At 42.2% G+C, this 12,522-nt stretch carries 11 protein-coding genes and 1 pseudogene; 5 read left to right on the forward strand and 7 right to left on the reverse strand.

Annotated features, from left to right (window positions below; genetic code table 11):
• Positions 1 to 358: 358 nt before the first annotated feature.
• On the forward strand, positions 359 to 1,624 hold the full coding sequence (locus RMY00_RS32580) for a DUF4912 domain-containing protein (RefSeq protein WP_322651501.1): 1,266 nt from the start codon (positions 359 to 361) through the stop codon (positions 1,622 to 1,624).
• A 96-nt stretch (positions 1,625 to 1,720) separates the two neighbouring features.
• On the forward strand, positions 1,721 to 2,647 hold the full coding sequence (locus RMY00_RS32585; RefSeq protein WP_322651502.1) for a phosphodiester glycosidase family protein: 927 nt from the start codon (positions 1,721 to 1,723) through the stop codon (positions 2,645 to 2,647).
• 16 nt (positions 2,648 to 2,663) lie between these two features.
• On the opposite strand, the gene RMY00_RS32590 is transcribed toward RMY00_RS32585, so the two are convergent.
• Positions 2,664 to 3,032 (reverse strand): hypothetical protein, encoded by a 369-nt coding sequence (locus RMY00_RS32590; RefSeq protein WP_322651503.1) that lies wholly within the window; start codon positions 3,030 to 3,032, stop codon positions 2,664 to 2,666.
• Between the two features lie 651 nt (positions 3,033 to 3,683).
• Complete coding sequence (locus RMY00_RS32595) at positions 3,684 to 5,003, reverse strand: ABC transporter ATP-binding protein (RefSeq protein WP_322651504.1); 1,320 nt, start codon at positions 5,001 to 5,003, stop codon at positions 3,684 to 3,686.
• A 165-nt stretch (positions 5,004 to 5,168) separates the two neighbouring features.
• Between RMY00_RS32595 and RMY00_RS32600 the strand changes: the two genes are divergently transcribed.
• Together RMY00_RS32600 and RMY00_RS32605 are read left to right on the forward strand one after the other, a co-directional pair.
• Positions 5,169 to 6,425: an FAD-dependent oxidoreductase gene (locus RMY00_RS32600; protein WP_322651505.1), complete on the forward strand. Its 1,257-nt coding sequence runs from the start codon at positions 5,169 to 5,171 to the stop codon at positions 6,423 to 6,425.
• Positions 6,426 to 6,845: 420 nt separating this feature from the next.
• Positions 6,846 to 7,418: a single-stranded DNA-binding protein gene (locus tag RMY00_RS32605; RefSeq protein WP_322651506.1), complete on the forward strand. Its 573-nt coding sequence runs from the start codon at positions 6,846 to 6,848 to the stop codon at positions 7,416 to 7,418.
• Between the two features lie 211 nt (positions 7,419 to 7,629).
• On the opposite strand, the gene RMY00_RS32610 is transcribed toward RMY00_RS32605, so the two are convergent.
• Positions 7,630 to 7,911, reverse strand: coding sequence for a type II toxin-antitoxin system YafQ family toxin (locus tag RMY00_RS32610; protein ID WP_322651510.1), 282 nt, complete (start codon positions 7,909 to 7,911; stop codon positions 7,630 to 7,632).
• Positions 7,892 to 8,122: a hypothetical protein gene (locus RMY00_RS32615; RefSeq protein ID WP_099100473.1), complete on the reverse strand. Its 231-nt coding sequence runs from the start codon at positions 8,120 to 8,122 to the stop codon at positions 7,892 to 7,894. The genes RMY00_RS32610 and RMY00_RS32615 overlap by 20 nt, the downstream gene beginning before the upstream one ends.
• Positions 8,123 to 8,623: 501 nt before the next feature.
• Here RMY00_RS32615 and RMY00_RS32620 point away from each other — a divergent pair.
• The gene (locus RMY00_RS32620; RefSeq protein WP_322651507.1) at positions 8,624 to 10,489 is read left to right on the forward strand and encodes an ABC transporter ATP-binding protein; all 1,866 of its coding nucleotides are present in this window, start codon (positions 8,624 to 8,626) and stop codon (positions 10,487 to 10,489) included.
• Between the two features lie 65 nt (positions 10,490 to 10,554).
• Here RMY00_RS32620 and ureG read toward each other — a convergent pair whose 3' ends face one another.
• The 3 genes and pseudogenes from ureG to RMY00_RS36295 all read right to left on the reverse strand — a co-directional run.
• Positions 10,555 to 11,151: an urease accessory protein UreG gene (gene ureG, locus RMY00_RS32625; RefSeq protein ID WP_100901384.1), complete on the reverse strand. Its 597-nt coding sequence runs from the start codon at positions 11,149 to 11,151 to the stop codon at positions 10,555 to 10,557.
• 165 nt (positions 11,152 to 11,316) lie between these two features.
• Complete coding sequence (locus tag RMY00_RS32630) at positions 11,317 to 11,805, reverse strand: cupin domain-containing protein (RefSeq protein WP_322651508.1); 489 nt, start codon at positions 11,803 to 11,805, stop codon at positions 11,317 to 11,319.
• A 398-nt stretch (positions 11,806 to 12,203) separates the two neighbouring features.
• Positions 12,204 to 12,358: pseudogene (locus RMY00_RS36295) on the reverse strand (LysR family transcriptional regulator); the annotation flags it as partial.
• Between the last annotated feature and the right edge of the window lie 164 nt (positions 12,359 to 12,522).

Below are 12,522 nucleotides of genomic sequence, written 5' to 3' on the forward strand. Positions count from 1 at the left end.
TATTGCTCAACATCTAAGCAGCGACTAATGTCATGAAATTATGACAAAACGATCCCAGAAGGGCTTGTAAATTCGTAAAACAGGCAAAAAAGCTATTAAGACCCCTTGATCCCTAGATATGCTTAGTGGTTAATATTGACTTAACAGATAGAACTTCCTCGATCCCAAAGAAATGCTAATGGCATAACTAAGGAATTGATTGGATGTTACCCCAATTTAAAAACAGACTAAAAAACCTTAAAAACTGGGCAAAACCAGAAGTCAGGATAAGAAATTCATCTGGAGTGGATGACATTTTACATAGCATTCTTTAACCAGGGGAAATCATTTACCGCTTAAACTACTGGAGGCCAAAATAATGGCAAAAGAACGCCCGCCCCTAGAGGAGATGACCTTACGCCAACTACGCAAAGTTGCTAGCGAATATAGCATCTCTCGGTATAGCCGAATGCGTAAATCACAATTACTGGCATCAATTCAAGAAGTCCAGCGCAGTAAAAATTTACTTAGTCCATCTCGTTCATTGGAGGCACAGGAAACCGTGGAAGCTGCAAAGTTTGAATTAGGTCAGGAAGATCGAACTGGTGGATCTTTGGCTGATGTTGATGAAGGACTCGCAGATTTGCCCTCTGGCTATGGTGAAAGCCGGATTGTCCTCTTACCACGCGATCCTCAGTGGGCTTACACTTACTGGGATATTCCCAATGAGCACAAAGAAGAACTGCGTAGGCAAGGGGGACAACAACTTGCACTACGAATTTATGATGTCACCGACATCAATATCGAATACCAAAGCCCCCACAGCATTCAAGAATATCCTGCTGATGAACTAGCTAGAGAATGGTATCTACCAGTTCCAGTTAGCGATCGCGATTATGTGATAGATATCGGCTATCGTGCTGCTGATGGTCGCTGGTTGGTACTTGCTCGTTCTGCTAGAGTACACATTCCTCCCGTTTATCCTTCTGACTGGATTGAAGATGTTTTCATCACTGTTAACTTTGAAGAAGATTTGCGTAGTAAGACTCAATACGAACTAGTTCCCCCAGCCAAGAAGGTTGCAGCTACCGCCAATGGTAATGCTGCTGTTGTCAATGGTAACGGCAACCCTATCTACGACCAAATCTTTGGTTTAGCAGAATCTGCCGAATCACTACGGGTTGCTGGTTCTATCTTCGGTTCCCAGCACCAAGTACCAGGAGCAGCGCGTCCTGAACAAGCTATTAGCTCTTACGTTTTCCCATCTGGTGTGGGTATGTGGGCAGTTCCTACCGTGTCAGGCTTAACCGCTTCCGGTGCAGGAATGTCAGGTGTTGGCTTCTCGGCTTCCGCCGTACCAGTGCGTCCGCGCCAGTTCTGGTTAATTGCCGATGCTGAGTTGATAGTCTACGGTGCAACCGAACCAGATGCTACCGTAACCATTGGCGGCCGTCCAATTCAGCTAAATCCAGATGGAACATTCCGCTTCCAGATGTCCTTCCAGGATGGTTTAATTGACTATCCGATTTTGGCTGTAGCTGCTGATGGTGAGCAAACCCGGTCAATTCAGATGAAATTTAATCGTGAGACACCATCTAGAAATACCAACACCAAAGAAGAAGCTGTTTTAGAATGGTTCTCTTAAGTTTTGGTTTCAAACAACCTCTGAGATAAACTCCAGACTGAAATTTTAAATTATTCCCCGCTATAGTAATTCTGTAGCGGTTTTTTTGCATTAGTTATGTATACAAAAAAATTATTTTTGTTATTTATCTTGATAATTGGCGCAACCTTATTATCAGGTTGTCAAGAGATTGAGGCGAATTCAGCCCCAAAAGCATCAAAAACTTGCCCTGGTAAAGATGCTAAGTTCAGCATCGATTTTTTTAAAACCAATAATCAAGGTAAAAGAAATCAAAGAGGTATTAACAATGTGATTATTTTCAATCCTAAATCAGCAGAGTTAGATTTCAAAGTTAATGTTGGTCTATCTCATAAACTCTACGCCAAAGATGCTAGAGGGAAACTGCGTAAAGAATATGTACCAAAACAGTTTCGTGAACTCATTGGCGATGAGAATGCCAAATTAAACGGACAGCTACCCATTGCCGCAATTAATGCTGACTATATAGGTACTGATGATAAACCACAGGGCTTAAATATTTCTCGTGGTGTCGAGTATTCCGGAGTATTTAAAAATAAGCGTTCTTCCTTTGGGATATCAGGGGGTACACCTAATCAGCGACAGGCTACTATCCAAGCTGGTAGAAGAAAAAGTGATATTCTCAATTACAATTTAGTGGGTGGTAATGGCAGATTCTATCGTCAGGGTAAATTTAAAGATATTTGTCAAGATTTAGGAGAATTTGCTTGTAAAAATGCTAAAAATCGCTCTATGGCAGCTATTACTAATCAAGGCTATGTAATTTTATTAGTTAATGACTTGAAAGCTAATTCAGATATTGAATTATCTCAAGTTAATCAAGAGTTACTGCCAGACATGTTTGATAATGTCTTAGAAGGTATTGCTAACAATAACTGTTTAGGTAAGATTCAAGAAGCGATATTATTTGATGGCGGTATGTCTCCAGGATTGTATTATAATCAGAAAACTTATGTAGAAAACCTTGGGCCGATTGGCTCAGTTTTTTTGATTTACAAAAAATAAAAATAATCACTCAATTTTATAGTACTGACTCTTTAACTTTTTGCGAATTCTCAAGTTTGTTTGGATTCACCCAACGATTGACAATTTCGTGATTATGTTTATACACCTTGATTTGCACTTGCTTGGAACTTAACTTGACTACTTCGGCGGGAATTCTTTGGACATCGCTAGAATCTGCGCGAGGTTTGTAAAGCCAAATCACTTTTTGCCCTACTTGAAAGTAGTCAGAATTACTAGTTAAAGACGGCGCTTTGTCTGCCCAAGAAGGGAAAGCAATTGCTAAGTTTATCAACAGTACTAAAACCACTAGAGTGATTTGGAAAAGTTTCATGATCATTGCACTTGTCTTGGGTATGGTAGGATAATCAATCTCCTGATTTAGCATTTAATTATTGTTCTCCTTTATTTTCTTAAAGTCTCTTTGGGGAATTTAGTTAGCATTAGTTTGCTGTTTGAATGCTGGCAAGACACCTAAATTTGATACCACTAATACCGCAAGGCGGAAGTCAAAAGAATTGTATTCCATGCTCTTGCGCCATTTGAAATGGTGAACCAGCGCTGCGGGAGGGTTTCCAACGCCAGATGCTCCACTTGGGGAGACCCCAAGACCGCACTGGCTCCTTTGCAGGCAACTGGTGTTAGCGTAGCGGTAGCGTTAGCGAAGCGGTAGCGATAGCGCAGCGTTAGTGAGGAACGAACGTCGGAACGAGCGTCCGTAGGAGCGTCACCCGAAGGGTATGTTTATTTCCGCCGTGTTGTACTAGAGATTTACAAAGTTAATTACTGAGCTAAAGACTAGTATTAATCGCAAGCCAAGTTTATATTTGTTCAAAGCGCAAATCTCTGCTAGTTTTAGCATAAATCGATTGATGCAATAAAAGCAAATAGTCTTATTTGTTAAAAGGATAAATTAAATTTATTATAAAATTTGTGATGCTCTGCCTTGAGATTGCAATCTGAAACAACTGCTCTCAATTCTGATTTTGTTTGTCCCTTTGCGGAAGGTGGGTTAGATTCTTTCTCTCCTACTCCCACTTTAGGGAAATATTGCTAGCTCAGTTTCCGGGTCAAAAAAGTGAATTTTCTCTGGAGTTAGCGATAACCAAAGTTGTTCCCCAGGTTGTACAAATCGGTCTGGTGGGATTCGCACTTGTAAGTAATTGGTAGTGGCTCTTTGAGATCCTGGTTCAGCAATTTTAACTGCGAGAAAAGAATCGTTACCGAGATTCTCTACCAAATCTACTTGCACTGGTATATTTTTAGTAGCAGGCATACTCAAGTTCAAGTGTTCTGGGCGAATGCCTAAAATTAGAGTTTTCCGATCATATTTTTGTAAAGCTCTTCCCCAAACTTCTGGGAGTGTGAAACGAAACTGGGAATAAGTAATCGACTGTGGAGCATGAAATTCTACAGGAATAAAATTCATCGGTGGTGAACCAATGAACTCTGCAACAAAAAGATTGGCAGGGCGGTTGTAAAGTTCTAAGGGAGAAGCAACTTGCTGAATTTTACCCTCAGACATAATCGCAATGCGATCGCCCATCGTCATCGCTTCTGTTTGATCATGGGTAACGTAAATTGTTGTTGTCCCCAGTTGGCGCTGCAATTTGACAATTTGAGCGCGGGTTTCCGCCCGCAGTTTGGCATCTAAGTTAGAAAGCGGTTCATCCATTAAGAATACTTGCGGGTCACGCGCGATCGCTCTTCCTAATGCAACCCGTTGTCTTTGTCCCCCAGATAGCTGTTTCGGTAAGCGATTCAGCAATGTTTCGATTTGCAATAGTTGGGCAACACTACGCACCTGTTCATCCACCGCCCGTTCTTTATCAGAAATGTAGCGCAGTCCTTTCGGTAACTTTCTTGTCGCACCCACGAAGAGATTTTCTGTCCACGTCCGAAGATAAGGAGATGAGGAAGTAATTTCCCCCCCTGCTTCCCCTGCTCCCCCTGCTCTCCCAAAGCGGCGTCGCAGCCCAAAGGCGATGTTGTCGTACACCGTCATGTGGGGATAAAGGGCGTAATTTTGAAATACCATTGCGATGTCGCGTTCTTTGGGTGGTAGGTCATTGATCAAGCGATCGCCTATCCAGATATTACCGCCAGTCATCACTTCTAAACCAGCAATTAAGCGTAGCAGGGTACTTTTACCACAACCAGAAGGGCCTACCAGCACCATAAACTCGCCATCTGCGATCGTTAGGTTAATCCGCCGCAAAACGTTGACACTTCCCCCACGTTCTTGGGGTGCATCAGTTTTCTCCCCAGGCGTGAGTGGGGATTGAGTTTGTGAAGTAACACCTTCCCCTTTACGCGGGGAAAAACTTTTATAAACGTTTTCTAAAACAACTTGGGACACAATTGTTAATTATTGTCATTGGGCATTGGGCATTGGACTAATGACCAATGACAGTTTAGCGCCAATCATAATACACGTTGTATGTAAATACGAAAAGTAAAAAAAACAGCTTGCACCATCAAAAGCAAACTATCCTGAATTTTAGGGCTATCAAGAGGTGTTGTTATGACTACCGATGTACCTAAAAATTTTTCCCAAGAACCAAGCATTAACCCTGTCCATGACATTGTAGACGCACAAACCACAGATTGTTGCATTGTGGGTGGGGGGCCAGCAGGAGCAGTTTTGGCGCTGTTGTTAGCGCGTCAAGGCATTTCGGTGATGCTGCTCGAAGCACACAAAGACTTTGATCGCGACTTTCGCGGCGATACGATTCATCCATCGGTGATGGAAATTATGGAAGAATTGGGACTTAGCGATCGCTTGCTAAAACTTCCCCATGCCAAAATGCGCCAAATTAGGTTTAAAACTCCTGAAGATACTGTCACATTGGCAGATTTTAGCCATCTAAAAACCCATTACCCCTACATTACAATGCTTCCGCAAGTGAAATTCCTGGAGTTCATCACCCAAGAAGCACAAAAATATCCTAATTTCCATCTGGTAATGGGTGCGAATGTACAGGAATTAATTGCGGAAAATGGCGTAATTCAAGGTGTCCGCTATCGGGGAGGCGGTGGCTGGCATGAAATCCGGGCAATAGTGACAGTGGGTGCAGATGGTCGCCACTCACGTTTGCGCCACTTGGGTGAGTTTGAGTCCATCGAAACCTCGCCGCCAATGGATGTCCTCTGGTTCCGCCTACCACGTCAGCCAGAAGATCCAGAGGGGGGAATGGGGCGCTTTGGTAAAGGTAAAATCATTGCCATGCTTGACCGTGGTGATGAGTGGCAAGTTGCCTATGTCATCCCCAAGGGGGGCTATCAACAACTGCGGGCTGCGGGTTTGGAAGAATTAAAAAAATCTTTTGTGGAAGTAGTGCCAGAATTCCAGCAACGCATCCAAAATTTACACGATTGGTCACAAATAGCTTTTCTCTCGGTCGAGTCCAGCCGCGTCAAACGTTGGTATTATCCAGGTTTGTTACTTATTGGCGATGCTGCCCATATAATGTCCCCCGTTGGTGGAGTTGGCATTAATTACGCGATTCAAGATGCTGTCGTCGCAGCGAATGTACTCAGCAAACCGCTTAAGAACCGACAAGTACAACTTGGCGATTTAGCAAAAGTACAGCGTCAACGTGAGTTGCCCACACGCATCATTCAGGCGTTTCAAACTTTTATCCAAAAGCGGGTATTTGCCCCAGTTCTCACCTCAAATCGCACCTTTGTACCACCTGGGTTTTTGCGCTTACCCATCTTGCGCGACCTTCCAGGCAGGTTGATTGCCTTGGGTGTTTTTCCAGTTCATGTGAAGACTTAATTTTTGCCAATAATTTTTCTATTTAATCAATGAGTGGTACAATTATACTACTCCAGACAGAATTCAATGCTCATTTAGTCAGGCGAAGGTGGAGAGCAGTATACTCTATGCTGTTCAAAGCGATCGCTTGGCTTTTATGCTAGAAAGGACTAAAAACTCAGAGTGGATGTAGAAAATTTGTTCAAACATTATTAAAAAATGCAAAAGATTAAACCTATCTCTAGGAATCGTATCTGATTTTTGAAATTATCTATGTGGGCGGGGAGTGGGGAGTAGGGAGTAGGGAATTGGGAATTAGGCTTTTCGATCTGTACCGAACTTTTTCAGAAATCAAACATTAGTCCTATAGATATTAATTGGCACTACATAGAAAAACCTTCTCTTTTTGATCAGTACTTTTTGCAGTCAGGAGTAATTTTAATGAACAGCTGCGTTTTGATGGCAGAAATTATCAACGAACCGCAACTCCGTTATACAGCCGATAATCTGGGAGTCACGGAAATGCTAGTGCAGTTTCCTAATTCCCAGAAACCAGAAGATCCGCCAGCTACGTTGAAAGTTGTCGGCTGGGGGAATTTAGCGACAGAAATTCAGCAAAACTATCACCAAGGCGATCGCGTCATCCTGGTAGGACGTTTAAGCATGAATACTGTTGATCGTCAAGAAGGTTTTAAAGAAAAACGCGCTGAATTGACAGTACAACAAATTCAACCTGTTGGAGGTAGTTTTAATACTGATCCATTGCCCTCAGCAACCGTAACTCCATCATTCACTGAAACTGCTCCACGACAACCAGCAGCATCTCGTCCTGCACAGAAAGACGTTCCCAGTTACGAGTCACCACGTCCAGCGCCTACCCCAGCTACAAATCCTGTTGGCGTTGCTCCCCAAGCGAAAACTTATGAACCCGTACCCCAACCCACAAATTATGAGCGAACCACTTATCCAGCAGTGAAAGAGGAAGAACCAGATCCAGATGATATTCCGTTCTAAAGTTGGTGTGTATTCAATTTGCCTACATACTTAGCAAAAAGCATTACGATTAAATAATTTCTACAAATAGCCATCCTTGAGGATGTGCTATTTTTTTGTCTGCGTTGACGCTTTACGTCTTGTCGTGAGACATTGCTTAGTTTAGGTATCGAGCAGTTAGGGATAGAGAATTTTCTATCTAAATCCCAAGCTTCAGCCTCCATTTCACAATTTAATAAACTTCATCATGGCTGCCAACATCAATCAATAAAATAACCATTTCTAACAACTTATCATCCTCAGAGAAATTAAAGATAATTCTACAATCATAAGCAACAGAACAAGACCACAAACCCGCTAAATTTCCTGTTAACTTATAAGACTTCAAAGACGGTGTAAATGGATCATCTGCCAAAAGCCTTAATACATTAAAAATTTGATTCTTTAATTGCGGATTTTTCTTTGTAATCTTCTTAAAAGAGCGTTTAAATCCACTACTCCAGACAACTTCCATCATCATCTCCGAGTAAATCAGCGATCAAATCATCAACGCTTCCCCTATGAGCTGTCCCATCCTTAAAAGCCTGCATTACTTCCTGAGCATTAGCCAAAATTTCAACCCGCCGATTCTCAATTCGTTGCTGGCGAAGAAACTCAAATAAATACTCTCGATCTTCTGTGGGCAAACTTTCAATAGAATTAATAATTTCTTGTAAAGTCATCATAGAACCTCCTAATCAAGTAAATCCTACCTTTACTAACTCTATTTTAATCTCTAAATCTAAAGCCTCAGCTTCTTATATTTGGGCAGTTTCCGCAAAAATATGATAAGGTACTGGGCGCAGTGGCGGCAAATCTTTCTGGAGGGCAGAAGCAATCACAAAAATAAGAACAACCACTGCAAAAACATAACTCAGCATTGCAGACTGCCGATTGCTCCTTAACCAATTTACGGATTTGCTCTTTTGACTGTTTTATTCATGGTGGCAAGTTTCTGTGGTTAATGCTGTTATGTAAAGACTGGAACCTGAAAAGCGAGGAAACCATGAGCCGCTCGCAATTTGCAGAGATCACAAGCAGTTCTATATCGCAAATGCATGTATATTATGGAAGTATGCGATGTCAGAAAAATTGCCAAAGACTGTAAAAAGCAAATTTACCGACACATACATCAAAACTATTGTTAAAATCAAATAATTTTAAGTTAATATTTCTACCTAACTCCTATGAGAGAAACTGTCCTAGAGGTTCGCAATCTCCAAGTTGAATTTCCCGGTGATGGCAATACTGTCAGAGCTTTGGATGGTATTTCCTTTGGGTTGCATCGAGGTGAAACTCTAGGAATAGTAGGAGAATCGGGGAGTGGTAAATCAGTGACAGCTCTAGCTGTGATGGGTTTGTTGCAAAGTCCCGGTATAGTGACTGGCGGTGAAATCTGGTTTCGTCCCCAGGAGAATGTCAATGCCATCGATTTGGTAACATTGCCTCCTGAGCAAATGCAGTTACACCGGGGTGGCGACATCGCCATGATTTTTCAAGAACCGATGAGTTCGCTTAATCCAGTTTATAATATCGGGTTTCAGCTAACAGAAGCGATTATGCGGCATCAAAATGTGTCAGCAGCCCAAGCACGACAAATTGCGATCGCAGGTCTACAAGAGGTTAAACTTCTACCTAGCGATGAGGAGATCCAGCAGCAGTATATCAAAACTTCATCGAAACCAGAACCATCAAAGTTGTCACAGTTGCTTAAAGAACACAAAGAAGCCATGCTAGAACGCTACCCTCATGAACTTTCTGGGGGTCAGTTGCAACGGGTAATGATTGCAATGGCAATTTCTTGCAACCCATTAATCTTAATTGCCGATGAACCAACCACAGCTTTGGATGTGACAGTGCAAGCTACAATTTTGGACTTGTTGCGAGAATTGCAGCAAAGCCGTGACATGGCAATGATTTTCATCACCCACGACTTGGGGCTAATTTCAGAAATTGCTGACCAAGTAGCGGTGATGTATAAAGGTAAGGTTGTCGAATCTGGTACTTCCGAGCAAATTTTCAGCAGTCCCCAGCATCCATATACTAAAGGTTTGATAGCTTGTCGCCCCACACTTAACCGCCGTCCCCAAAAATTACTTACCGTTTCTGATTACATGAGTGCAGAAGAGACAGCAACTGGACAAGTAGTAATTCAGCCGAAAGAACCTGCACAACCCACAGAAGTCACCACTGAAGAGATTGCTGCAAGATTGGCAAACTTCAATCACAAGGAACCCTTACTGCAAATCCGTAACCTGAAAGTTGGTTTTCCAGTGCGCGGGGTGTTCGGTGGGACAAAACGCTACAATATGGCGGTTAATGGCGTTTCTTTTGATGTCAAACCAGGAGAAACACTAGGTTTAGTGGGAGAATCTGGTTGCGGTAAAACCACCCTTGGCAGAACCTTGCTGCGATTAATTGAACCAATGAGTGGTCAGATTATCTTTGAGAAACAAGATATTACTAGCCTCAAAGGAGAACGGTTGCAAAAATTGCGGCGGGAAATGCAAATAGTTTTCCAAAATCCTTTTAGTTCCCTCGACCCACGGATGAAGGTTGGGGATGCGGTGATGGAACCATTGTTAATTCACGCCGTGGGTAAGACAAAGCAACAACGACGCCAACGAGTAGTCGAACTCTTAGAACGGGTGGGGTTGAGTGCAGATGCAATTAACCGCTATCCTCATCAGTTTTCTGGCGGTCAACGCCAACGGATTTGTATAGCTCGTTCTTTGGCGTTAAATCCTAAGTTTATCATCTGCGATGAGTCAGTTTCAGCACTGGATGTTTCAGTACAGGCGCAGGTATTAAATCTTCTCAAAGAATTACAGTCAGATTTTCAGCTTACTTATATCTTTATTTCTCACGATTTAAGTGTAGTGAAATTTATGAGCGATCGCATTTTAGTTATGAATCGCGGTCAAATTGTTGAAGAAGGCACAGCCGAAAGCATTTACCAAAAACCTAAAGAGGAATACACGCAAAAATTAATTGCTGCGATTCCTACTGGTAGTGCTGAACGGGTGCGAAGTCGGCATCTGAAGGCTTTATAGAAAGGGCGGCTATAAACCGCGTTTACACGAGACTTTACCCACCTCCGTGGGTTATAAAATTCTTTTTAACAGATATTTGTGCAAACAAAGTTAATTACATCTGCAAGTCCTGACTGAGTTTTTAAATTAGTAAAAATAAAAGGTTTATCACCGCGCATTTTTTTAGCGTCTCGTTCCATCACACTTAAATCTGCACCAACATAAGGTGCTAAGTCAGTTTTATTAATCACCAACAAATCAGATTTAGTAATACCAGGGCCACCCTTGCGGGGAATTTTATCACCAGCCGCAACATCAATGACGTAAATCGTTAAATCCACCAATTCGGGACTAAAGGTAGCAGCTAAATTATCACCGCCACTTTCCAAAAATACCAAATCCAAATCGATAAAACGTTCCTCTAACTGTTCAATTGCCGCCAAATTCATCGAAGCATCTTCGCGGATGGCAGTATGGGGACAACCGCCAGTCTCTACACCCAAAATGCGATCGCTTGCCAACGCCTGAGAACGCACTAAAAACTGAGCATCCTCCTGAGTGTAAATGTCATTCGTCACCACTGCAATCTGATACTGCTCGCGCAATCCTTTGCACAAAGCATCCACCAAAGCCGTTTTCCCCGACCCCACTGGCCCAGCAACCCCTACTCGAAATGCATTCATTGTCATTTGTTATTTGTCCTTGATACAGTTTCTCCAGGTAAGCAGAGAAATTTTCGGCTTGTTTGAGATTACAGTCAGTAAACACTTTTGACTAATGACGGTCTACACGGAAAATAGTGCAATATATAGGCGCGTTAGCTTAGTTTTACGGTGAGTCCTCGTGTTTCATTGCTCAGAAGGCGGAATAATCTCGATGCCGTACTTAGGTGAAGTGGTGAGGATTTTATCTAAGTCTTCAGAACTTAATGGTGGGGCAGATGTAATTTGACCATTCACCGCCTTTCCAACTTCGGCAATAAATTTTTCAAATCCAGCAGGTGTCACCCAAACCAACAGTTTGGCAGGTACAGAGGTCGTATTAGTAAATCGATGAAGCTGACCTTTGGGTGAATAGAGAAAGGTTCCGGCTGTTGCAACAAGGGTGCGATCGTCAAGCTGGAATTCAATCTCTCCGTCTTGAACATAGAATGATTCATTTTCTCGGCTGTGCCGATGGGGAGGAGCACCACCTTGAGGTGCAACAATTACCTCACAAAGTGCGTAAGCTTCTCCTGTCTCCTCACCAATTGCTTTGAAGGTATAAAGGTCTTGGCCAAAGTAGTAAGAACGTCCTTCATCTGCTTGAACAACAAGTCCGTTTTGATTAATTGTCATTGCAATTACTCTCCTTTTTTAGTTGGGTTTTGTGCCTAAAGCTCGTTTACACAAACTCTATATTTAACTCCATTTACTTACTTACTCCTGGAAATAGTAGCGCCAACTTTGGGATGGACATTGTAATGAGATATGTGTAAAAATCTGCAAGATGATCTGAAAACCTCTGTGCTGTCTGGATTTTTATCCCACTACATCGTGCTGCTAAAAAGCCAAATGTAATCAGGAGTAAAACCAAAATTTAGTTCTCATTGGTTTATATTGTACCCTTGCCCCATCAACAACAATAGGAACTTTTCTGAGTATTCTAGTTCCTCAAAATGCAACCATTCAAGCTGGGTCATAAAAAGTTACTTATTTGCTAAAACAGCAAGTAGGCGTTAGTCAAAAGTAGTGGTTTTTGCTATGCGTTGAAAAAGTTTTATCCCAAGGGATGCTTCTAGCTGCTGAATTTGCTCCTCTTAGGGCGGTTTAGCGATGTTAAGTCGCTCTGCGGCTCTACATGCAGTTCCTCAGCTACAGCAACGAAGTAGCGCAGGTGTCGCAGTGTCATAGTTTTGATATTTTATAAGTCTTAAATATTCATGAATATATATTGGACATGTCAAAAATTACTACATATCATACTCATACATGCAAATTAGAGGATGATATAACTATGTCGGAGAATTTAAGAAGCCAAATTGTGACGCAAGGGGTGCAGCGATCGCCAAATCG

The organism is Nostoc sp. ChiVER01 (assembly GCF_034531155.1).
In the GTDB taxonomy this organism is placed as follows: domain Bacteria; phylum Cyanobacteriota; class Cyanobacteriia; order Cyanobacteriales; family Nostocaceae; genus Nostoc.